This window comes from Nocardia sp. NPDC024068, from assembly GCF_040638875.1.
Lineage (GTDB): Bacteria > Actinomycetota > Actinomycetes > Mycobacteriales > Mycobacteriaceae > Nocardia.
This window is the reverse complement of record NZ_JBEZYU010000017.1, coordinates 69,174-91,632: the sequence shown is the minus strand read 5'-3', so window position 1 is coordinate 91,632 and position 22,459 is coordinate 69,174. Positions and strand designations below refer to the sequence as shown.

The following is a 22,459-nucleotide window of genomic DNA, read 5'->3' as shown; positions in this document are numbered from 1 at the left end:
GGTGCGTAGATGACAATCCTGGCGTTGGAGATCGGCCCGGCCCGGCTCGCCGCGATAGAGATCGCCGACGATGTCGGATCCGACGGACTCCAGCAGATCCCGGTCCCCGAACACGGCGCCTGGGATCAGGTGCGTGACCTCCTGCTCGGTATCGCGGCGGGCCGGGACGTGGTGGCCGTCGGCATCGCGTCCCACGGGCCCATCGATATGGCCTCCGGAGTGGTGGCGCCGACCCGGATCCGGGAATGGCAATCCGGGTTCCCGCTGGTGGAGTCGGTGCAGAAGCTGTTCCCGGCGGCATCGGTGGTGCTCGCCCTCGACGGAGTGTGCCTCTCGCTGGCCGAGCGCCATTTCGGCGCCACCCAGGAAGTCATGGACTCACTGTCGATCCATCTGTCGGACACGATCGTCGGCGGTGTCATGGTGGGGGGCTTCGTCGTCGTCGGGCGCACCGGTAACGCCGGCCAGGTCGGTCATGTGCTGGTGCCCGGCTTCGACGAAGTCTGCGAATGCGGCGGCCGTGGCTGTCTGGAAGCGGTGGCCGGCGGGTCCGCGCTGATCAAATGGGCCAAAGGGCAGGGCTGGGGTGGTAATTCGCTGGACTCGCTGGTCGCCGACGCGCAGGCGGGCGAGCGGATCGCGGTGTCGGCGCTCGAACGCGCGGGGACTGCGCTGGGCCGCGTCATCGCCTCGGTGGCGCCGCTGCTCGATATCGACCGGGTCGTCGTCGGCGGTCCGATCGCGGTGGCCGGCTCGCCGCTGTGGAAACCGCTGCAGAGCGCGATAGCCATGCACGCGCGGCTGCCGGTGCTGACCGGGCTGCGCGCGGTCCCCTCTGATCTGGAGGATCTCGGGCTGCTCGCGGGCGCGGGTGTCATAGCCCTGACCTCGCAGGCCGAGTAGATCGGCCGCCGGCGGGTCCCTGATTCATGTGCCCGGGCCGTGCCCGGTGTCTGTTCTTCTACGGAATTCGGTGTGTGCCGAGGGTGTCCGTATCCAGCGGTGATCCGTCGCCGCCGGGTACCGGGCAGCCCGGCAATGTTCACATTGTGGGCCATTACCCACCCCGAATCGACCCGGTGGTCACCTGTTTTCGTACAATCGTTCGGCTGGAGCGCTCGGGTCGCGCTGGTGAGAAGGCTCTGTCTTCGGGATGTTCCCGGTCGGGCCTTCGGGTGAGTCCAGATTTCACTGTTGAACGTACCGCTGAGCAACGGTACATTATGTTCTGCGGACGTTGTCTCGTTGGAGACACACACTCCGCGCAGCAGTTGGACGCAGGCGATGAGAGGGCGCAGTGATCCCCTGGGTGACGGTCGAAACATTGGCACCGGAAGGCTTCTCGGTTGCCTCGGTCGGGGATACCGCGCGCGAATTCGCCGACTGGCGGCGGGTGCTACAGCGGCAACTGGCCCGGACCCCGGCGCTCTACGATGGGCTGAGCACCCGCGATATCACCGAGTCCCTGCGCATATCCATCGAGGGCGCGGTCGATCTGGACCGTACCGTCACCACTCGATCCGGTCCGCACCGGTTGATGGTGCGGCCGGTTTTCGGTCCGGGCGGTGAAGTGCACGCGGTGCGCTGGTGGGCCGGCCCGGCGGACGGTCCGGTACCGCCGCTGCCCCCGGCCGTCGGTGCGATCTGGGATCTGGACAGCCAGACGCTGGCCCAGCCCAGCGGTATCACCGGGCTCTCGGGTATCGCGCCCGAGGAATACGTTCCGCGGATGTCGATCGCCGAGTTCTTCCACCGGGTTTCGGCCTTCGACCGGCATGCGGAGGTACTCGACCTGCTCTATAGTCCCCAGCCGGGGGACAAACTCCAGTTCGAGGTCTCGATGCTGCGCCCGGCCGGACGTGCTACCCGGTGGCGGATCACCGTCCGTGCGCGCGACGACGAGCACACCCGCGGCGCCTGGTGGCTGATCGAGGACATCACCTCCGATGACGACCCCGCGGTATGGCCGACCCTGGAGAGCGTCGGCCTGCGGGAGGCGCACCGGCGGGCGGGGAACCACCTCGCCGTGGTGCAACTGGCGCACACCACCATCTCGCATTGGCTCACCGATCCGGCGCCGTGGGTGCGCTGGGACTACCTGTTCCGGCCGGTCGATGTGTTCCATCCCGACGACCGGGTCCGCTTGGTCGAGCTCGGCTCCCGGGTACGCGCGGGCGACAGCACCGGGGTCACGGTGCGGGCGTTGAACTACGGCGGCGGCTACACCCCGACCTCACTGCTCCTCTACCCTTACCCGGGTTTCTCGAACCGGGAGCTGGCCATCGCCCAGCTGGTGCGCACGGCCGACGATATCCCGGTGGTGGAACCGGATATCGCCGATCTGGCGTCACCGGAGAGCCCGATCGGATACGACGACCAGCTGCGCTACCGGCTCGCCGGACGGCTCCGGCACAGTACGGTCTCCTGATCCGGCCGCGCCGCCTGCCGGTTGAGTCCCCATCTGTGGGAAGAGATCGGCCGCCGGCGCAGGGCCCTCTCTCTACCATTTCGAGAGTGAGGACTGGGGCGGCGGGACGCGCGGATTCGGGTGAGGCACTGCTTCGCCAGATGGCCGCGCGCCGGCGCCGCGACAATATCGTCGTGGTGGTCCTCGCGACCCTCGCGGTCCTGGGTGGTGGGCACGCGGTGTACAGCTTTTTCGCGGCCAACCCGCAGCCTCCGGGCGATGAGTCGATGATCACCCTCAGCGGGCACGAGCGGCTGGCCGGATCGTTCGCCCAGGATTTCGTGGTCGCATATCTGAGTGCCGGCTCCGCGCAGCGGGACGACCTCGCACGCTTCGTCGACGGGACCCAGCAGATCTCGCTACCGAAGACCGGGCAACAGGTCAGCGATCCGATCATCGTGCACACCACGCGCACGCTCGCCGCCGGGACCACGGAGGTCTGGTCGGTGACCGTTTCCGTGCGCTCCGGACGCGGGCAGGCCGATACCGCGCGTCACTACTACCGGGTTCCCGTATCGGTGGCGGAGGGCACCCTGCGGGCGCTCAGCCTTCCGGCGGTGGTCGAGCCGCCGAGGATCGGGTCCGATCTGGCGCAGGCATATTCGGCGCCGTGCGGGGGAGAGACCGCCTTCACGCAGGTAGCCACCGGGTTCCTCACCGCCTACCTGACAGGCTCGGGTGACGTTGCCCGCTACGTGAGCGTCGACTCCGGGATCGCGGCGCTGTCTCCGGTTCCGTTCACGAAGCTCACCGCGGTGAGCGTCACCGCAGAGGACTCGGCATGCGGTGCTGCCGGAAATACCGCGCGGATTCTCGTCACTGTGACCCCCGAGGGAAAATCCGGAGACACGCCGCCCTTGGCCTATCCGTTGACCATGGTCCGCGGCGAGGGGCAATGGCAGGTTCGGGCGATCGAAAGACTGCCGGCGCTGAAGGAACCACTCAGTGTCGTCGTATCTCAGGGGGGCAATTCCGAGCCGACCGCCGGTGGCACCACCGGCACTCCCACCACGACCGTGCAGATACCGCCGGCAACCCAGAACTGACGTGAGGCGACCACCATGGGCAATCTCAGCAATATCCTCTACGGAATCCTCATCTTCGTCCGCTGGGCGGGCCTGATCCTGATCACCATCTTGTCGATGGGCGTGCTGATCGCGGAGGCCGCGAAATCCAAACTGTCCCCGGGCAAGATCCTCGGTGTCACCGGGTCGGCGGTGCTGGCGGCGGTCTTGTTCTGGATGCTGCCGACTCTGGTGAACTATGCCCGCGGTGACGCGGGCATGATCGTGCCGGATCACCCCGTCGGAGGCGGTTATTAGTGACCCAGGTGATCAAGGTCTTCACACCGGTCAAACGTGTTCCCACCATGATCGGCAAGGCTCAGAACGGTCAAAAGCTGCCGTTCGGGCCATATACACTGCCGCAGGTGGCGGGCCTGGCCGGCGGGTTGATCCTCACCTGCGTCGCCGCGATGAGTTTGCCGGTGAATCCGGCGATCACCTTCCTGGCGGGCGTTGCGCTGACCGTGGTACTCGCGTTCGGGCTCGGCCTGATTCCCTATACGGGTGTGCGACTGCTGTCCCGGGTCGTGTGGTTGGGCCGTCTCGTCTGCTCGCCGAAGCCCGTTCTCGCGTCCGGTATGCCGGTCAGCCCGGAGTCGGCCCGGGTGACGATGTTCGTCGAGGAAACAGTGGTCCCGATACTGCCGCACGAAACGATGACCGAGACGAGCCGGGGCCGCCGCAAGGTGGCGCGCGGTGGGCAGATGCTCGAAATCCTGGGCACCGGCGGTCTCCGGCGACCGACTCGGATGATGCAGGCGGCTGCGCCGTCGAGCTGGCGGTCCATGATCACCGGCAGCGGGGGGAAGCCGAAGAGCGGAGAGGTACTCTGATGGGGTTCAACCGGGACCTGCAACCGACAGCCGCTATCCGCGGCCATCTCCAGTTCACCCATTCGGGCCTGGTCACCGCGACATACTTCATCACACCGCTCGGCTACGGCTTGCGGAAGGCCGGCGACAAATTCGATGTGAAGATGGCGCACCACGCGCTGATCAACAGCCTGCCCAATGGGTCGCTGCTGCTGGGGATCCAGGCGCGGCAGAACATGATCGACGTGCTGAGCAAGATGGTCGAAGGTGTGGACCTCGACGAATGCGCCGACTACGCGGACGAGGTGTTCGCCTCGTTCGAGCGCGTACGTACCATATCCCCGCAAACCAGGATCTTCCTGCTCTCGATACCTGTTGGCACCGCGGGCACCGCCGGGATCTCCGCGCTCTCGCGAATCTGGCGGGGTAGTACCACCACTATCGACGCCACCGCCATCTCCCGGGCCGAACTGGACGCCTACGAGGCGGAGGCGGACGAGATCCTCTCGCGCATCGGCGGAGACTTCGACCCGATCCCGGTTCCGGCAGCCATGTTCCAATGGTTGTGGGAGCACTACCTCTCGCGCGGGGCGGTCGGTGATCCGGTGGCGCCCACGCGCGCCGGCGCCCTGGATGACGCGACAGCGGCCGTGTTCGCGTCCGCGGCGCTCGACGAGGGTGCCCGGGGCGATTCGCAGAGCAGGCTGCGACCGTCGTTCGTGCCGGTGATCAAGGTGGTGCAGCCGGATACCGGGTACCGGCCTTCCTACCAGGCGATGCTGACCCCCAGGTCGTTCCCGTACGGGGGCATGATGTTTCCCGGGGGCAGCGAATTCCTGAGCGTGATCGACGGGCTCGGCAGTGTCACCGTCGACTGGGGTATGCGGATCTCCACCAAACCCGCGGACCAGGTCCTCAAGGCCAATGAGGTGAACCTGCGGCGCCTCGGCGAACAGATGGACCAGCGCGACCAGGAGATCTCCTTCGCGCAGAACACGCTCATGTCCAAGGCTCAGATGCTGAGTGAGTACAACCAGCATTTCGAAGTGAACGGCGGCGAATCAGAGGTCTCCTTCACCACGGTGATCGCGGTCGGCGGACCGTCGCAGGACGAGACCATGGACGCGGTGAACACATTGCGCCGCCGCTACAAGCGATTCCAGGTGGACATGGTGACTCCGGTCGGAGCGCAGGTCGACCTGTGGTCGATGCTGGTCCCGGGCAGCCCGACGCGGCGGGCGTTCGATGATTTCGCACATATCGTGCCCTCCGATATGTGGGCCGGGTTCGTGCCGTTCACCACCAGTCAGATCGGTGACGACAGCGGGCCCGTTATCGGTATCAACCTGCTGTCCGGGCATTTCGAGCCCATCCACTTCGGCATCATGGAGGCGGCGCTGCACGATCTGTCGGCTTCTTTCGCCGTGACCGGCGAACTCGGTTCGGGCAAGTCGTACTTCCTGAAACTCATCGCGGTTCTCGTCCACGATATGGGCGGCCAGTTCCTTGCCATCGACCGCAGCCAGGTCGGGGAATGGGAGCATTTCGCCTCGGCGATCGACGATGCCGTCGTGATCGATTTGGCCGACCCTTCGGTTTCCTTGGATCCGCTACGGCTGTTCGATCCGCGGGTAGCAGGGGAACGCGCGCTGGATTCGGTACTGCCGTTGCTCGATCTGTCACCCACCTCGGGGACCGGAGCGGTGATCAGTAACCTGCTCTCGCAGCGGGGGATCGCCGAACACGGAATAACGAGTCTGCTCGATCTGGTCCGGGTGGTCCGCCGCCTGGCCGACGAGCCCGGGGCACCGGACGAATATTCCGATCTCTCTGCCAGGCTGGGCACCATCGTGGAGCGGGTCCCGGTACTGTTCGACCCGAATCTGGCGCCCATCCGGCTCGACGCCGCGGCGACCGTGGTGCGCACTCACAGACTGGCATTGCCGACCGCCGAAGAACTCACCACTCCGCATCTGTACAACCGGTTGCCCTTGACCAAACGCCTCGGTACGGCGCTGTACGAACTGGTGGGTGTCACGGCACGAGAGGCATTCCTGTCCGACAACGGCCGCTTCGGCCTGCTCGTCGGCGACGAGGCGCACCATTTCACCCAGACCCAAGTGGGAGCCGCGGTCACCTCGGACTTCAGCCGTGACGGACGTAAGCATCTGGCGGCGATCGGGCTGGCGTCACACGATCCGGCCACCGACTTCCAGGGCGCCGCGCACAATCTGATCCCGAACCGCTTCGTGTTCCGCCAGCGCGACGAAACTCTGGCCCGCAACAGCCTGGAGTGGCTGGGTGTGGATCTCGAGGAGGCGCCGTTCCTGCTGCAGGCGCTGCGTGAGGAGACCTCGCCCCCGGTGGGGCCGGGTCGTCAGGTGCCCGAGGAGCGCCGGGGCGAGATGTTCATGCGGGACGCGCTGAGCCGGATCGGGCGGGGCAAAATACTCGGTCCGGCCAGGGATGACCGGGCCGAGGCGATCACCAGTACCCCGACGGCGATCTCGCGGACCGACCGTATGGAGCCCGAAGTGGTGCGATGAGCAGCTTCGTGCCATGGGGAGGTGATCGGTCCGGTTACCGGACCTGGATCGTGGTGGGGGTCTGCGCCCTGTGCTGCTGTTGCGGCCTGTTGATGGCCGGTCCCATGGGCACGGTTTTCGCGCTGGGGAAGAAGGATTTTCACGCGCAGTGCGATATCGCGCGCGGTCCCGCATCCGGGAGCGCGGTTCCCACGACCACGGCGGCTCCGGATCCGGAAACGGCAGCCCCAGGTCCGGAATCCGAGTCGTCCACAGTCCGTCCGACCGCCAACCCGTACGCGTCCCCCGAGATCGACCCGGACGACCCGAATTTGACGGATCGCGAGCGGGCGTGCCTCACGGCGATGCGAGTGGCGCCGCGCCAGGGCCCACCGCTGCGCGTGCCGAATACCGGGATCGCGACGAACTGTGCAGCCGAACTCGCCGTGCGATATCCCGAAGCCGGCGGTGTTGCGCAGATGGCGGAATACGTCCGGGATGTCATCTACAGCGCCTCCGCCTACGCCACATCCGGGCAGTGCGCTCCGATCCGGGCGCCGCAGTGGGTCGAGACGGGCAACTGCGGTGATCCGGCGAATCGCGGGCCCGTTGTCCTCCCGGAAACTGTTGGTGTGCAGGGGTTCTGCGGACAGGTCGTCGACCCGGCGGCGGCGTCGCCAGGCGACCTGGTGTTCTGGGACTACCGCGACGATGCGGCGACTCGGGCCGGGATAGTGACGGGGCCGGGCGAATTGGTGACGGTCGACAGCGGGAAGTTCGTACGGATGAGTATTCCGCAAGACACCCATTTTCAGCTCAAAAGGGTATTGGGGGAGGGTTCGTGACCAGTGCGGAAATCGGGCCCTACCCGATAGAGGTCGATGCGGAGGGTGAGGAGCAGGAAGACGGCGTCCCGGGTGCGGGAACTCCGTGGGCCGTCGGCGAGCGCAGGCGGTGGGGCGGCAGCAACAACGGACAGACTCCGGGTGCGCCGGGCGTCCCGGCCGGGCCGGCGGCACCGAATCCTTCCGCGACGCCCGTGGCCAATTCCACGCCCGCGCCGGGATCCACCTCACCCGCGCCGTCGTCGGCCGCTGCCGTTCCGGTAGCGGGCGCGGTGCCGGCCGTCGGGTCACCGGTGGCCGCGCAGCCGTCCCCGTCGGCTGCACCCGCAGGACAATCGGCCGCCGCCCCGGCACCTGCCACCGGCGCGGACCACGGGCGAACCGATCCGTTGGTGGGCCCCGAGATGCTCGCGCAGTTGGCGCCTACGGCCTTGATGGCGGGCTCGACGCTGCTTCCCATGCTCGGTTCCGCGCTGTCCGGTCTACTGGGTGGTGGCGGGTCCGGCGGTGGCGCCACCGCACCGGTGGCGGAGTCGGGCGAGACCGGGATGGCGCCGGACACCGCGCGTGCCATGAGAGCGCTGAAAGCGCTGGAGGCGCTGTACGGCGAAGGGGAGCCGACCGATCCCGAGGTGAAGAAGCTGCGTGAGGAGATCGACGGATCGAAGGCCGGTGCCGGTGCGGGCCCGGCGATGGTCAAGGCGAAGCAGCTGTACCAGAAGAACGCCGCGAACGCGTTCAACAATCTGGACAAGCAGCTCGCGACCTATATCTCGGGCGTAGCCGGGACGAACACGATCGACAAGGGCGCGGTGCGTTCCCTGCTGAAAAGCGTGAACGAGGCTTTGGCCGAACTGGGAACGACGGCTTACACGAAAGAGGGGCAGCAGAAGGTCCGCCAAATCCTGACGGTGGCGTTGAAAGCCGCCCACCAGATAGTTTCGGGCGGTTCCGCGAAGGCAGGCGATACCGCGTCGGCGATCGACCAGCTGACCAATCAGTACCTCTACAACATTCTGGGCAAGGAACCTCCCGGGGGCGTGAAATTCGCCGCCGCTGCGGCGGCGGCATCGGGCGCCGGCGGTTCGGAGCGCGCGCAGTTCGCGGTCAAGACGGCACTCGCTCAGGTCGGGGATCCGTACGTGTGGGGCGCCGAGGGACCCGGCAGTTTCGACTGCTCCGGTCTCACGCAGTATGCCGCAGGTAAGGCAGGGGTGAGCATTCCGCGCGTCGCCGATGATCAGTACCGGAAGCTACCTCGGGTTAACCCCGGCGATATCCGGCCCGGGGATCTGATTTTCCCGGCCTCCTCCTACAAGAACGGCAAGATGGGGCACGTGATGATGTATATCGGCGACGGCCGATGCGTGCACGCCCCGAGAACCGGCCGGGATATCACCACCACCTCGCTGCCGAACAGCTACGCGGCGGCCCGCTTCGCCTGACGATATCCCGGGTGCCCCGCCCGGGACATCTGCGCGTGTGTCATCGGTTCGGGTGGATGATCCGATGGCTCAGCGTGTGAGACCGGAGCGGGGATCCAGTTGAGCGAGATTGGACATCCGGTTGCTCCACCGGCGGAGTGCTTCGCGGTTGACGGCGGTGGGGTTGGCATCGTAGGCGTGCGCGGCGTTCCGGAACTCCGTGGCCACCTCGCTGTGGATCGTTCGCCGGGTATCACGGCCGGCCTCATGCCACTGGCTGGGCGTGACCGTGTTACGCAGGGCGGTATCGGAATCCCAGACCTGCCGGACCGTGGCGATGAAGCCGTGGTTGACAGGAGCGCCGGGTGCCGGGGCGATGGTATGGCGCCAGTAGTTCTCGGCCGCGACGGCGGCCTGGGCCGAGAACGCCATTCTCGTGGAGTCGCTGTCGGTGGGCAGCAGGTGGTTCTCCACAGCCCGCGACGCGGCGATCGCTTTCTGTAGCGGTTCCCAGCCGTAGGGGTTCTTGGACATGCTGCCTTTCATCGCCGAGGCCGCGCGCATGGCCTGGTGCACCCGTTCATCCGGAGCGCCGGCGGCGCGCAGTGTCGCCACCAGGTAGTTTTCCGGTACGCGGTTATCGCCGAGACCGTCCAACGCATTGGCCACGCCAGTCGCTGCCGTCATGCCGCCGTGGTTCGCGGACCGTTTGAGCGCTTTGTCCACCCAGTTGGACCGGGCGAGTTGATTCCAGTGGTATCCCTGCACACGGGAGTCGGCGGTCCGGGCATTGGCCAGGTCCGATCGCTTCTTCCCCCTGGCCATCGGATTCAACGGGTTCGGGGTGGCGGACAGGAGCCAGCCGGTGAGCGGCGAGTTGTTGATGGTGCTCAACCCGGCCATATAGCTGAGCATATGACTACCGACGCTTCCGGTGCCGGTGCCGGCGCCGGACCCCTGGCCGCCCATACCGAGGGCGGTGCCGCCCCCGGACCCGCCTCCCGAGCTTCCGCCGCCCTGGATCGCCAGCGAGACCCGGTTGGCGATCCAATCGTTGCCATTGTTCAGGCTCTTGTTGAGGCGTTTGATCTGGGAGACGGCGACGATCTCGACCACGCAGACTATGACGAGTACCGATATGACCTGGCCGTTTGCCTGATCGAACAGGTTCTTCAGGAAGAGGATATAGACGCCCAGGAAAATGGTGAACGCTGTCATTCGGGCGGCGGCGACGAGGCAATCCACGATATTGCGGACCAGGAAGGTTTGTGTAGGGCCGTATATGAAACCGCCGGCGGCGAATCCGAAAATCGCCATGAACGCGTGGTAGATGGAATTCAGCGCGGATTTCGTCACCTGGAACGCGAAGTAGGCCGCGAAGACGAGCAGGACAAGGGCGCAGAACAGCAGGATCAGGCCCGTACCCACCTGTCCCATGGTCGGCGTATCGGCCTTGGCGTAGGCGGATTCGTTGCCGCAGTCCCGCATCCCCTCCCGGACGCTGTCGGGGTCACCCGACAGGACGGCGGAGGTCCACGCGGACTCGCAGGCCGGGTAATTGTCGACCACCTGCCCGAAATTCCATACCTGTACCGGGCGGCGGGCGAAATTGTCGGCCAAAGTGTGCTGTATCTCGGTGACCAGCCGATCCGGATCCGGAGTGCCCTCGCCGGTGAGCCCGGCAGCCACGGAGAGCCCGACGTCACGGCCCTGGGCGAGTATTCCGTCGGATGACAGCACATCCCCGAGAGGGTCGGCCAGGATGGTCGGGCCGATAACGGCCACGCCCAGCATCACCACAACCTGTATCGCGGCTTTGGCCGGAAGTCCGCGTGCCACGAACCAAGCAACGATGAACGCTCCGAACGACGCCGCGGTGATCAGGACCATCGGTGTGCCGACCACCCGCACCAGCGCCTCGGCCACGCCGGTGAGGGCGGCGGCGAACATATCGAGCCACCTGAAGTCCAGGGCGAAGTCGATTCCCCAGCAGCCGGCGCCGACAAACGTGATGTAGCCGACGAACATGGCGCTGATCAGAAACCACAGCATCGCGTAGGTGGGGTTGAGGATGCCGCCCTGGTTCGTGGAGTACATATAGCTCGCGAGCGGCACCCCGTGCGAATCGCGGATATTCATCCAGCTGAGTCCGTCGATCTGCGATACCCCGGAGCCGCCCTGCGCCATGGCGACAGCGCCGACGACGCCCGGGAATACAACCCAGACCACAACGATCAGCAAGGCCCACAACAGACGTCGTCGCCACGGTCGTTCGGTTGCCCAGGATTTCGCCCGGCGCACGATCGTATCGGGATACCAGCGCATCGGATCCCACTCAGGGGCGGATGCCGGGCGGGCGCCCCGTTCGTGCAGCGGATGACGACGCAGGTCCATCCTCGTTTACCTCCTGCGCAATGATCCGGCTCCCGAAGCTCGAAGGGGCGGGCATTCGTGCACGTCGGTCGATGACTCGGATATTCGATGATGCCGGGTTGGACCAGGTCAGCGCTTCCCCGTGCTGGGAATCCCGGACAATCGGAGGCGTCAGGAAGGGAGCTCGCGCATGGTCGGCTGCGTTTGTCCGGTCCTCAGGTGCGCCCGGCTCGAGATTGCCTGTCGTGGTCACCTCGGACCCGCGCCGGCCGTCGCCGTGAACTCGGCTCTGCGCACGGGGTGATCCCTTGGGCATCGGTGAATTCTTCAAGGACCACTGGGACGACGCCGTCGTCGGTGTGGCCAGTGCCGCGGGCTTCGCTCTCGGGGGACCGGCCGGTGCTGCGCTGGCCGGAGCGGCAGCCGGAGGCCTCACCGCACTCGCGCAGGGCGAGGATCCGCTCGAGGCCGCGGCCTTCGGGGCAGTGGGCGGGCTCCTGGGCGGAGTGGTGGGTTCGGTGGGCAGAGGCGGGATCAGTGCGATCTGGAAGACTTCCGCACAGGGTGTCAAGGGGCTCACGACCAACGGTGCCAAACGTGCGGTGCCCGAGGCTTTCGCCGGGGTGAAATTGGCGCTGGGGGACTCCGGCAAGAGGATGGCCTGGGGCATGTTCTCGGCGGGGACGTCGGCGATGCCCTTCGCGACCGACTTCGCGATACGTGAACCGGTGTACCAGGAGATGGGTTACCCGGACGTTCCGCTGATCGATATCAGTGAGGAGGAGCTCTCCGAGATCCCGAAGGGTATGCGGCACGTGATGATGCCCAATCCGGAGGAGCTGCCCTACGGGCTGGAGTTCGGGCCGGCGATGCAGACACACTATCGGACCCTCCCGCAGACCTACCTGGGAATCCGGAAGAGCTTCGGCGACGAGGCCTCGGAGACCACACTGCCCGGGAAGCTAAAGGTCGGTGATATATCGGGGGAGGAGTCGTCCGGAATCCCGCAATACGCCGAACGGGTGGCCGGGCTGCGCGAGCAATTCGAAGGGTTGCGCTCGATGTCCGACGCCGTGGCCAAGTACGCGGACCGGACACCGGAGTTGTGTTCCCAGGGCCGCGGGGATGTCGATGTCTCGATCGGTGCCCTGGAGAAATTCGCGGGCATCCACCCCAGAGACCTCGAGAAGATCCGGGCCTGCATCGGCGATTACGAGGACAAGACGACGAAGGTCGGGAAGAATCCGATATTCGAACTGCCGAAAGGCGCGGATGCGGCGCCGATGAACGAAGATTCCTACACCATGCTGCTCGTCGAGGTCGCGAGCATGAGTGCCCAGAGCATCATGGAAGACTATATCGAGCAATTCGAGCTTCTGGCCGAGGAAATCGCTGCGAAAAAGCCTTCGACACCGGATGACGCGGATACCGGCAAGGACACGAAAACCGGAGACCGGGAGCAGGATGGAACGCGGGAAGACGAGCGTGGGAACGGCGCCCCGGACCCTGCCTATGTGCCGGGCGGCAACACCCAATACGAGTCCCCGGCAGCCGATTCCACACCGAATACCGCGGTGTCCGCACCCGAGCCGATGGATTTGACGGGGGATACCGAATCCGGCGTCGATCCCATGTCGTCGAACGATTCTGCCCGGGTCGGCGACCCGGCCTCGACCACGACACCGAGTCCGAGCACCGCGGCGTCCGGAGATGTACGCGGTGCGGCCAATTCCATGGCGGGGCAGATCGCACCGGTCACCGCGACCGGGGGAAGCGGTATGCAGTCGGCACTGACCTCGATGTTGCTGCCGCAACTGATGAGGTCGATGTTGAACGGCGACAAGGCCGGGCCCCGGGACCGGGATCGCGAAGGGCGGGACGAAAACCACGCTGCCGGCGCGTCGCGTGCCGCGACTACTCCGGGTACCGCGTCCGCACAGGCCGCCGCGCCGTCGCCGGCCACCCCGCAGCAGCCGGTCCCGCAGACGGCGACGAAGGCGGTATCCGCGTCGAGCAACGCGGGTCCGCCACCGGGAGGGCCGGTGACGGCCGCCGGGCCGGCCCGGAACCCGGTCTACACCTTCCCGGACGGCCGGACGCAGGAAGTGTCTCCGGTAGTGGTACCGATTCTGGACGCGGCCCTCGGCAACGCCGCGGGCACCGATGCCCGGGCGGCTTATGCGGACACGTCCCTGCAGTGGTCGGATCCGTTGAAGATCGGCCGGCGGGTCCCCCCGGAGGAGGCGATGACCGGCGATGTATGGGTGTGGCGGGACCGAACTGCCGTACTGGTCAAGTTCGAGGACTCGGCGCCCGAGGTTGTCGCGAACGGAACGCTGCACACGGTGACCGCACTGGACGAGATGCGGGACAACAGTGGTGAATTCGGCGCGTTCGTCGGCATCTTCCATCCGCCCGGGATCGAACGGGCGGAAACGGGCCCCGGTGCCGGTGCGGCACCGTCCACCACCGGCGAAGCGGTTCTCGGCACCGCGGTACCAGCGTAGGAGGCGACCATGAGTCTGATGGGGCTGGGCATCGAGATCGGGGTGAACGTTCTCGTCGGTAGGCGTTTTCCCGGGATCGGCGGGGCAATGGGCGGTGGAGCGCTCGGCGCCGGGGCGGCGAAACTCTACGACAACGGCGGCAAGATGGACGGGGTCCTCGACACGGCAGTCAAGGGCGGTGTGATGAACACCGTGTTCGCCGGAGCGGCCTCCGGCGCAGGCTTCGCGGCGAAGAAGGCCGCCGAAAGGGCCGGGCAACGCGCTGCGACGAAGGCCGCTGCGAGCGGACCGGGTTCACACGCCGCAGCCGCTGATCAGTACGACGATATCGTCCACAGATGGCCCATCGGCAGGTCGACCCAACTGGTCAGGAACGGTGACGGCCAGTTCCAAAACCTCACCAAGTCGGAGGTGGAAGATCTCGCAAAGGCGAGTAGGGCGCAGGCCACGGCGGGTACGGCGGGTCTGACCAAACGCGAGAACATACTGAAAATCATCGACGAACAGATGAAATGGGGTAAGAAGGCCAAGGACCTCGACCCCAAAGTTCCCACAGGCTGGGGAAATCTGGGCACCCGTGCCGGTTTGTCGGCGCTCTTCGTCGACGGCCCCGGTTGGGGCGGCGGCGACTCCGACGGTAACGGCGGCAAGTCCAAGGAGAAGCCGGAAACCGAGGCCATCGACTTCCAGTGGGTCGGTGCGGGGGCGGCCGGTTCGAAAATGGGCACCGAGCCGTTCACGCAGGTTGCGGGAATAACTCCCCACGGGGACGGATTTCTGCTTCAGCCACTGAAAGGCCTGGACGAGGCCATCACGAAATGGCACGGGGGTGATACCGATTCGGTGGCCAAGGCCTTCGTGGACGGCCATGAGCTGTTCGGAGATCCGAAGCTCAAAGAGAAAATGATGGATGAGAAGAAACCTCAGCAGATGGCGAAGATCCCGCCTCTGCATGCGAGCCTGGGATCCAATACCGGCAGCGGCGCCTCCGAATACGGTAAGCTCGTCGGCTCATTGAACGGCAAGGCGACCAAATTCAACAACGCCCAGGCGAATGTCGTGATGGTCGAGTCCGAGATCGACAAGATCACCACCCGCGGCCAGGGGAATGTGGCCACCACGATCGGCAGTATGAACGACGCGGTGCAGTCGATGACCGCGGTGTCCAACGAGGCAATGCTGAAATTGATGATATCGGTGCTGAACTCAGTCGGCGAGGAGATCGAGGGCGCCAACCAGCAGACCAAGGCGCTGGCCGATCAGTTGGCCGAGCAGAAAAAGGCGCTGGAAGACGACAAAGCCGCGGCCGACGACCTCGAGGACCGGACGAACAACCTCCCGACGGGCACGCCGTCCCCCACCTACCCGCAGCCCGGATCGCCGACCGGAACGCAGACCGACACCCCCGATTCGTCGTTGCTACCCGATATCGATCCCGCCGATTATCAGACCCCGGACACCCCCGGCGTGGATCCGGGGGACTCGAACTCCGACCTGAACCCCGGCGACAACTCGTTGACGAACCCGGGTGGCTCCTCGACCGATCCGTCCGGCCTCGGCGGGCCCGGGTACAACTCACCCATCACGACCCCGTCGACCGGGGGGATGGGGGGCGGTTTCGGAGACGCGATGTCGGCCCTACCGTTGATGTCGCTGCTGCAGGGCGGCCTCAACCGGGATCGGCAGCTGGCCGACACCGATGGGATGCGGGATATCGACCCCTCTCGTTACGAGCGCGCCGCCGCCCCCAACATGCCGCAGCCCCAACAGGCCGGCACCACCCCATGGTCGAACAACCAGGCGGCCGCGAACAACGCGGCGACGCAGGCCCAGCCCGCGCACCACCAGACCGGCGCCCCCAACGGCGCCACCTCCAACCAGACCGGTGCCGGAGTGCCGAGGCGGGTGCCCGGCGATGACGGCCTGGTTCCCTATTCCTTCCCGGACGGCCGGAGCCAGCGGGTGTCGCCGACGCGGGCGCAGGGGCTCGACAAGGCCTTCGCCAACAAGTCCGGTACCGACGCGCAGGCCGCCTATGCCGGGACCGCGGCCGCGTGGACCGATCCGAAGAATATCGGTCTTGCGATGGATCCGTCCCAGGTGAAGACCGGTGATGTCGCCACCTGGACGATCAGCAGGTCGAAGGACGACTCGAAGGTGCCGGCCGGGGCGCAGGCGGTGATGTCCTCGCTCGGTGGCGACCTCGGATCCGCAGAGGACGAATCCGGGGATCCGAAGCAATCCGAGCAGAAAACCGAGGAGCCGAAGGCCGATCCGGAATTCCGGACGGCGGTCCTGGTTGCGTTCGGGGAAGGGGAGAGCGGCACACTGGAAGCGGTCGTGGCGGGCGAATTGCAGCAGTACTCGCCGGATATGACCGACGCGGAGGGGCCGTTCGGTGATTTCGCCGGGTTCAAGCGTCCCAACGGCCTCGAGGCCGCTGGAGACACGGGCCAGGACGTCGACGGTGCGGCGGACCCGTCCGCGACCGATGTTCCCGCGCTGGCGCCGGCTTAGCGCGGAGGTTGGTGATGGGTGAGAGGGAAATGGCATGGCGCTGAACGTCGATCTCGGTGAGCTCGTATCGGTGGCCGGACGGTCGGCGGATACCGCCCGGATCACCGGGGCGGCGATGCCCCGGGAATGGGTGTTGCCCGCCGGGAAGGATCCGATTTCGGCTCAGGCCGTGCCACAGCTGAATTCTCAGGCCGCCTCGCTGTTCAACGCGACGGTAGGCGTGCTGAACAAGATCCAGCGCGACGCGCATCTGGTCGGGCAGGCGGCGGTCGACTACGCCGCCGCCGACGACGAGGGGGCCCGGCTGATCAACGGGTCGGGCGGCGAACTCGTGAACAATCCCGTTCCGGCGGTGGAGCAGGTGGGGCTGCGACGTGTTCCGCCGGGGCTCGCCACCATGCCCGTGGTCACCGGTGATCCGCTGACCTTCGCGCAGCAGTTGCAGAACGGCCCCGGCCCGGAGCCCGCGCACCGGTTCGCGGATTCGGTGCGGTTGTTCAACACCACTTCCCGCATGCAGGCGGCCGGCGATATGGACCGCGCGGGGGCGGTCCTGCAGCATTGGTCTCCGGTGGGTTCGGATGTCGCGCTGCGATTCGGCACCTACCGCGGCTGGATGGATCAGCTCGGCGACGCGATGGACAAACTGGCACAGTCGGCGGAGTCCTACGGCAATGCCTTCGCCAGGGTGAAGGCCAAACATCCCACGCCCGAGGAGATCAAGGCCGCACGGAAGCGGATGCTGGCCGCGGCGCGGTCGAAGAACGAAGCGGCGCTGGCCGCCGCGACAGCGGAATACAACGAGCTGAACCTGCGGTCGGGGGAGGCCGCCGGGTCCTATGCCTCGGAAACGGGTTTCAGTGTCGCGAATTCGGAATCGGGCGCGGCGGGCGCACAGGGCACGGGCGGGGGCCAGGAGGCCGGGGCAGGGGCAGGGGCCGGGTCCAGCGACCAGATGCTGTCGCAGATGCTGCCCATGCTGATGAGCATGATGGGGCTGGGCGCCAACGGGTTGTCCGAGACCGAGGAGATCTCCGACGACTACTACGACGACTACTACGACGATTACGGTCTGGGCGACTACGCGGTGCCGTCGTACCCCAATACCAGTAGCGGTGGATCGCCGTCGATGCCCGGCGGCGGAGTTCCCAGCGCCTCCGATGTGCAGACGTTGTCAGCGACGACGAGCATGCCACTGGCCGGTGCCGTCACCGGTGCGAATGTGGGTGCGGCGCCGAGGGTTCCGGTGGGTGACGGGGCGCTCGGGGGCTCGAGTGGGCAGGGCACTCGGGGCATGGGGGGGTCGCCGATGATGCCGTACGCGCCGATGGGCGGCCCGGGGATGGGTGGCGCCGGAGCCGGTGGCGGCAACGAACGCAACCGGGTGGTCGCCTGGCATCCCGACCGGCTCATGTATGTCGACGACACCCCGCATACCGAACCCGTTATCGGGGAACGGCCCACCATCGCGCCGACGGTCACACAACCGACTCCGGCGCCGGCCAACCAGGCCCCGACCCGCTCCGGAGGGAACCTATGACCATCCATCCCGACGTCCAGGCCGCGTTGGACGCGGCCCGCCAACTCCGCCATCGGATCGCCGATATGCGTGAGCGCATCGACGATGTCCGCGCCCGGCGTCCATCACCCAGCGGTGCCATCATTCCCGAGGTCGACGCGATGGGCCGGCTCACCAGCCTGTATATGGCGCCGGGGACGGCGGACCGGTTCACCAGCGACGAACTGGCCGCCGATGTCATGGCGGCCATCCGGGAGAGCACCCAGGACGCGGCCCGGCAGTATCAGGTGATCATGGAAACCGTGATCACCGAGAACGAGTCCGAGGACCAGAGTTCGCCGGAGCCGAAACCGGAACCGGAGCCCGCACGATGACCGATGCCGAGATGGACGATTCGGTTTCGGCGGCCGACGCCATCGGCTGGCTGCACGAGGAGGGGCTGGCGCGGCTGGCCGGACTGGGTGACGGCTCGTCCGCGGCGGCCGTCGCCTTCTCGGTGGATGTGTCCACCGGGATCGTCACCAAATTTCCGGCCGCCAACGGCGGTATCGGCGCGGATTCCACCACTGTCGCCGCGGACGACCTGCCCGCGCCCACCGCGGGCGCGCATCGGCTGGTGATCGTCGGTATCACCACCGGCGAGCAACTGCTGGTCGTGGACCTGGCCGGTTCGCTGGTGATCGGGATCAACGGTGACCGGCCCGAATTGGCGGCGCGTTCCTGGGTGACCCAGCTGCTGCTGAACCCGGACGTCACTGTGACGACCAACAGTGCGGACGTGGCGATCGGTGGCAGTCCGCGGTGCCGGAAGAGTTTCATCCCCGGTGGCGGTGGTTCGGTGATCTCCGTGGACGACGGCCGGCCACCGGTGACCACCGTATCGATGAACTCGGATATGGGGAGTTCCGACTATCTGGACCTGCTCGGCGACGGTTCCGGGGAGATGTATCTGGGTGCCCGGGTATGGCCGCTGAAATTGGTGATGACCATTGCCGACGCGCCGTGGGCGGTGCTGTCGCAGACCCTGGCCGAAACCGCTTAGCAGACTCCGGGCGACCTCTGGGAGAGAGATGACCGACGACTACGACTACGACACCGCCGACGATTTCGACAGCGAAACGGATGCGAAACCGGCCCCGCCGCAACAGGTACACGAGGTGTTCAACCCCGATCACACGGTCGGGGTGGCCTGCGACCGCGACGGTGAGATTGTCGGATTGCACCTCACCGACGACGCCCGGGAGAACGGCGATACCTGGTTGAGCGCGGAGATCCTGAAACTGGCCCGCCTCGCGCACGCCAAATCCCGGCTCGGGCTGCGGCGGGAGATGGAATCCAACGGCGCCCGTTCCTACACCATCGACTCCTTCGGCCTGCCCAGCGAAGCCGCCTACCAGGCCATGGAAGACGAAGCCTTCGGACTCCGGCCCGCCTGAGCGCGTCCGCAGCGTTCGATCGACAGACAGGAAACGACACATGGTGGATATGGACGACCCCGAGACGGTGCTCGCCATCGGCGGGAATTTCGGTGGAGCCATGACAGCGATGACCGGAGGTTTCGGTTCGACCGCCGACAGGCTGGTGCTCGAATGCAAAGGTGATTCGCCGGTGGACAGCGTGACGACGACGAGACTCGACTGGATCCGCGATACGTTCGCCGATGCCATCACGGAGGCGTGCCGGCAGGCGGGCATCACCGTGCGGGCCAACGATTTCGCTGTGAAAACTATCGACAACAACGATATCGACGGCGGTAATACCATCTCATCCGCCGCTGTCTGATCCCCTGCGATGGCGCCGGAGCAAGCGAGTCCACACTGGGACCGGATCGTCGGTGACGACTGGCCGCAGATCCCGCCCTCGGCCTGGCATGCACTGGAAACCGCGGCCCGGGAGGGCGCGGAGGCGCTGAACCTCTCCGATGTCGCGCAGGCCCGCCGTGCCTTCGACGAGGCGGTCCGGCGTTCGGAGGGGCTGGAGCGGATTCGGCTGGCGATGGTCGCGCTGGAGAACCGTCCGCGGGCCTTCGCGGCCGCGCTGTCGGCGGCCGCGGATACCTTCGGCACCTTCGGTGAGGTGGTGCGCCGCACCCGCAACCAGATTCTGGACGTGGTGGACGACGCCTCGGATCGGATCGAGCAGGTCGGGCGGGAGAACAACGCCGAAGACGACGGGGAATCCGACGACTCGGAGGAGGCGGCGGCGGACCGCCGGGCCGTCGAAGCGATCCTCACGGAGGCGCGCGACGACGTCCGCGATATCGTCGCCGCCGCCGTGAACTCGATGGGGCCCCAGGGGCTGCCGCGGCTCGACGATATCGCCGAGGCGCTGGGCCAGCCGGGGCCGTGGCGTTCCGGTTCGGTGCCGGATGCCGGGCCTTCGAAGCGCCGCCGTTCCTATGCGCCGGGGGACAAATCCCACCACCACTGGGATCCCCGGCGCCGCGGTGACAAGCACCCACGGTGGGGGCCCGGCTTCGGTGAACTGGTACCGCCCGATTCGCCGCTCGGACGAAAATTGATCGACCTGATCGACGATATCCTCCATCCCGCGCCCGGTATGCCGGGGCCGGTACTGCCGCCGCCGGGCGTCGGCGCCGAGATACCGGTGGGCGCCGATGATCCCGTCGGTGCCGGACCTCCTGCCGGCGAAAACCTCCCCGCGAACGGCGGCCAGGCACCCACGGGGTCCGACCCCGGTTACAGCGCGGGCGGTCCGCCGGCTGGTCAGCGCCCGGACGCCGGTGCGCGTGGCGGCGGCGCCGAGGTGTCGGACGGTGGTTCCGCGGCCGACGACTCTGCCGACGGCTCGGCAGTGGGAAGTGAACCGGCGGGCGATCCCGTCGATCGGGCGGCGGCCGACCGGTCCGCCGGTACGGAAACCGCTGCGGCCGAAACACCCGATCAGAAGGCGGAACCGGCGCGGACCGACGGACCCGGCCGTGACGATATGTCGGGAATTCTCGCTCACGACACCACCCGGGAACCCGGGTCCGCGTCCGGAGTTCCGGCCGTGCCCCTGGTGCCCCCGGCGTTGCCGGGCGGCGCACCGGCCGCCGCTCCGGGGTCGGCGATATCGACCGCGGCGGCCGCGACGGGCAATGCGGGCGCCCCGGCCTCCGGCGCCCCGGCGCCCGGTTCGCCCGGGAACTCCGCGTCGGCGGTATCGACCACACAGGTTGCCAAAGGGACGCCCGGGGTGGTGGAGGCGCATCGGGCGCCGGGCGCGACCGGCAAAGTCGCGCTGCCCGGAACAGGAGCCTCGGTACCCGCCGCCACTGTCGGCAAGATCCCCGGCTCGTTCCCGGAGGGCGCGCCGGACGCGAACAAGCCCGAGGGTGCGGGGACCGTCCAGGAAGCCCTCGGCATCGCGATGCTCTCCTCGGCGGCACCGGCGTTCGTGGTGGGCGAGCGGGTGGACGGCGACCTCGTCCTCGCCCGTACCGTGCTCGGCGGTATCCGGGCCGCCACCGATTCCTGGGTGGTGGGGGTGGATTGGGCCGTGGCGGTGCTGCGCCACTCGAGCGGGGTGAGCGCGTTCGTCACCTCCAATGAGGGGCGCGGCTGGTTGCCCGCGCGGTTGTATCTCCCGACCGAGATCTCACTGCCCTGGCTGTGGTCCGTGGCCGAGGAAGCGGGCTGGGAGGGTATCGCCGACCCGGCGCGGATCCTGGTGGAGTTCGCCGCGGCCTGGGGTTCGAAATCGGGTTCCAAGCTCGCGGCGCTGGCATCGTCGAAGCCGATCGATCCGGTGTTGGGCAGGCAGCTCGGGGCCGTCGGGCTCGCCGGCTCGGTCGGGCCATCGGACACCATGGACCTGCGGACACCGGGTCACGGTGCGCGGGATCGGCTGGGGCTCACCGCCGCTGACGGATTGCTCGACCGCACGGCCGCCGTTCCGGACAATATGGTCGCGCTGCGCTGCCTGGAACTGGCTGTGGATGCCCATATCCGGGTCGCGCGGGCGGAATTACCGGCGGTCGATGCGATGGGGGCGCCAGAGATCCGGCTCCGGCTGCTGCGTGCCCTGCGCGACGGCCGGGATTTCGCGGCGAGCTGGTGGGAGGAGATGCAGGACGCCGACGATCTGATCGCGGCGACGGCGCTCGGGCACCGTGCCGATACCAGCCGCATCGCACTCGGCGATCTACGCGCGGGCGCGGATGAGCCGGAACCCGATTCGGATCTCTCGGTATTGCGTTCGCTGACCTTCCAGCGCCGGTGCAACGAACTCGTCCTGTTGCTCGCCGAGCACCGGGACCGCCAGACTCTGCGCGACGCGGTGTACGCGCACGCCCAGATCCTGACGCACCCGGTCTTCACACGGCAGACGGAGGCTCCGCCGCCTCCTGCAAGAGGCACGGTATCCGCCGGCCCCACCCGCTGACCCCTGCGTAGCGCCCACCT

17 protein-coding genes are annotated in these 22,459 nt (G+C 67.3%); 16 read left to right on the top strand and 1 reads right to left on the bottom strand.

Annotated features, from left to right (window positions below):
* Window positions 1–9: 9 nt before the first annotated feature.
* The 8 genes from AB0F41_RS16350 to AB0F41_RS16315 all read left to right on the top strand — a co-directional run bounded on the left by AB0F41_RS16350 (window position 10) and on the right by AB0F41_RS16315 (window position 9,158).
* The gene (locus AB0F41_RS16350; RefSeq protein WP_357424463.1) at window positions 10–903 is read left to right on the top strand and encodes an ROK family protein; all 894 of its coding nucleotides are present in this window, start codon (window positions 10–12) and stop codon (window positions 901–903) included.
* 406 nt (window positions 904–1,309) lie between these two features.
* Complete coding sequence (locus AB0F41_RS16345) at window positions 1,310–2,428, top strand: GAF domain-containing protein (RefSeq protein WP_357424461.1); 1,119 nt, start codon at window positions 1,310–1,312, stop codon at window positions 2,426–2,428.
* 86 nt (window positions 2,429–2,514) lie between these two features.
* The gene (locus AB0F41_RS16340) at window positions 2,515–3,513 is read left to right on the top strand and encodes a conjugal transfer protein (RefSeq protein ID WP_357424459.1); all 999 of its coding nucleotides are present in this window, start codon (window positions 2,515–2,517) and stop codon (window positions 3,511–3,513) included.
* 15 nt (window positions 3,514–3,528) lie between these two features.
* Window positions 3,529–3,789 carry a hypothetical protein gene (locus tag AB0F41_RS16335; RefSeq protein WP_357424457.1) on the top strand — a complete coding sequence of 87 codons (261 nt, stop codon included), beginning with the start codon at window positions 3,529–3,531 and terminating at the stop codon, window positions 3,787–3,789.
* Window positions 3,789–4,364, top strand: a complete 576-nt coding sequence (locus tag AB0F41_RS16330; protein WP_357424455.1) for a hypothetical protein — start codon at window positions 3,789–3,791, stop codon at window positions 4,362–4,364. The genes AB0F41_RS16335 and AB0F41_RS16330 overlap by 1 nt, the downstream gene beginning before the upstream one ends.
* Complete coding sequence (locus AB0F41_RS16325; protein WP_357424453.1) at window positions 4,364–6,889, top strand: ATP-binding protein; 2,526 nt, start codon at window positions 4,364–4,366, stop codon at window positions 6,887–6,889. Before AB0F41_RS16330 ends, AB0F41_RS16325 begins: the two co-directional genes overlap by 1 nt.
* Window positions 6,886–7,713, top strand: coding sequence for a hypothetical protein (locus AB0F41_RS16320; protein ID WP_357424451.1), 828 nt, complete (start codon window positions 6,886–6,888; stop codon window positions 7,711–7,713). The genes AB0F41_RS16325 and AB0F41_RS16320 overlap by 4 nt, the downstream gene beginning before the upstream one ends.
* Window positions 7,710–9,158: an NlpC/P60 family protein gene (locus tag AB0F41_RS16315; RefSeq protein WP_357424449.1), complete on the top strand. Its 1,449-nt coding sequence runs from the start codon at window positions 7,710–7,712 to the stop codon at window positions 9,156–9,158. Before AB0F41_RS16320 ends, AB0F41_RS16315 begins: the two co-directional genes overlap by 4 nt.
* 69 nt (window positions 9,159–9,227) lie before the next feature.
* On the opposite strand, the gene AB0F41_RS16310 is transcribed toward AB0F41_RS16315, so the two are convergent.
* Window positions 9,228–11,531: a hypothetical protein gene (locus AB0F41_RS16310; protein WP_357424447.1), complete on the bottom strand. Its 2,304-nt coding sequence runs from the start codon at window positions 11,529–11,531 to the stop codon at window positions 9,228–9,230.
* Between the two features lie 287 nt (window positions 11,532–11,818).
* Here AB0F41_RS16310 and AB0F41_RS16305 point away from each other — a divergent pair, with 287 nt between their 5' ends.
* The 8 genes from AB0F41_RS16305 to AB0F41_RS16270 are packed head-to-tail and all read left to right on the top strand — an operon-like array spanning window position 11,819 to window position 22,439.
* A complete protein-coding gene (locus AB0F41_RS16305) occupies window positions 11,819–14,017 on the top strand; it encodes a hypothetical protein (protein ID WP_357424445.1) in 2,199 nt (732 codons plus the stop codon).
* 9 nt (window positions 14,018–14,026) lie between these two features.
* Window positions 14,027–16,534 (top strand): hypothetical protein, encoded by a 2,508-nt coding sequence (locus AB0F41_RS16300; RefSeq protein ID WP_357424443.1) that lies wholly within the window; start codon window positions 14,027–14,029, stop codon window positions 16,532–16,534.
* A 34-nt stretch (window positions 16,535–16,568) separates the two neighbouring features.
* The gene (locus AB0F41_RS16295) at window positions 16,569–18,074 is read left to right on the top strand and encodes a PPE domain-containing protein (protein ID WP_357424441.1); all 1,506 of its coding nucleotides are present in this window, start codon (window positions 16,569–16,571) and stop codon (window positions 18,072–18,074) included.
* The gene (locus AB0F41_RS16290; protein ID WP_357424439.1) at window positions 18,071–18,427 is read left to right on the top strand and encodes a hypothetical protein; all 357 of its coding nucleotides are present in this window, start codon (window positions 18,071–18,073) and stop codon (window positions 18,425–18,427) included. The genes AB0F41_RS16295 and AB0F41_RS16290 overlap by 4 nt, the downstream gene beginning before the upstream one ends.
* On the top strand, window positions 18,424–19,095 hold the full coding sequence (locus tag AB0F41_RS16285) for a hypothetical protein (RefSeq protein WP_357424437.1): 672 nt from the start codon (window positions 18,424–18,426) through the stop codon (window positions 19,093–19,095). Before AB0F41_RS16290 ends, AB0F41_RS16285 begins: the two co-directional genes overlap by 4 nt.
* Window positions 19,096–19,123: 28 nt before the next feature.
* On the top strand, window positions 19,124–19,489 hold the full coding sequence (locus AB0F41_RS16280) for a hypothetical protein (RefSeq protein ID WP_357424435.1): 366 nt from the start codon (window positions 19,124–19,126) through the stop codon (window positions 19,487–19,489).
* A gap of 40 nt (window positions 19,490–19,529) precedes the next feature.
* Window positions 19,530–19,835, top strand: coding sequence for a hypothetical protein (locus AB0F41_RS16275; protein ID WP_357424434.1), 306 nt, complete (start codon window positions 19,530–19,532; stop codon window positions 19,833–19,835).
* 9 nt (window positions 19,836–19,844) lie between these two features.
* A complete protein-coding gene (locus tag AB0F41_RS16270; protein WP_357424432.1) occupies window positions 19,845–22,439 on the top strand; it encodes a hypothetical protein in 2,595 nt (864 codons plus the stop codon).
* Window positions 22,440–22,459 lie beyond the last annotated feature (20 nt).

What these genes read in the sequence shown, in the direction of transcription:
- AB0F41_RS16350 (WP_357424463.1), top strand. Translation starts at nt 10, where the DNA reads ATGACAATCCTGGCGTTGGAGATCGGCCCGGCCCGGCTCGCCGCGATA.
- AB0F41_RS16310 (WP_357424447.1), bottom strand. Translation starts at nt 11,531, where the DNA reads ATGGACCTGCGTCGTCATCCGCTGCACGAACGGGGCGCCCGCCCGGCA.
- AB0F41_RS16275 (WP_357424434.1), top strand. Translation starts at nt 19,530, where the DNA reads ATGGTGGATATGGACGACCCCGAGACGGTGCTCGCCATCGGCGGGAAT.
- AB0F41_RS16270 (WP_357424432.1), top strand. Translation starts at nt 19,845, where the DNA reads ATGGCGCCGGAGCAAGCGAGTCCACACTGGGACCGGATCGTCGGTGAC.
- AB0F41_RS16280 (WP_357424435.1), top strand. Translation starts at nt 19,124, where the DNA reads ATGACCGACGACTACGACTACGACACCGCCGACGATTTCGACAGCGAA.
- AB0F41_RS16335 (WP_357424457.1), top strand. Translation starts at nt 3,529, where the DNA reads ATGGGCAATCTCAGCAATATCCTCTACGGAATCCTCATCTTCGTCCGC.
- AB0F41_RS16285 (WP_357424437.1), top strand. Translation starts at nt 18,424, where the DNA reads ATGACCGATGCCGAGATGGACGATTCGGTTTCGGCGGCCGACGCCATC.
- AB0F41_RS16320 (WP_357424451.1), top strand. Translation starts at nt 6,886, where the DNA reads ATGAGCAGCTTCGTGCCATGGGGAGGTGATCGGTCCGGTTACCGGACC.
- AB0F41_RS16295 (WP_357424441.1), top strand. Translation starts at nt 16,569, where the DNA reads ATGGCGCTGAACGTCGATCTCGGTGAGCTCGTATCGGTGGCCGGACGG.
- AB0F41_RS16325 (WP_357424453.1), top strand. Translation starts at nt 4,364, where the DNA reads ATGGGGTTCAACCGGGACCTGCAACCGACAGCCGCTATCCGCGGCCAT.
- AB0F41_RS16300 (WP_357424443.1), top strand. Translation starts at nt 14,027, where the DNA reads ATGAGTCTGATGGGGCTGGGCATCGAGATCGGGGTGAACGTTCTCGTC.
- AB0F41_RS16290 (WP_357424439.1), top strand. Translation starts at nt 18,071, where the DNA reads ATGACCATCCATCCCGACGTCCAGGCCGCGTTGGACGCGGCCCGCCAA.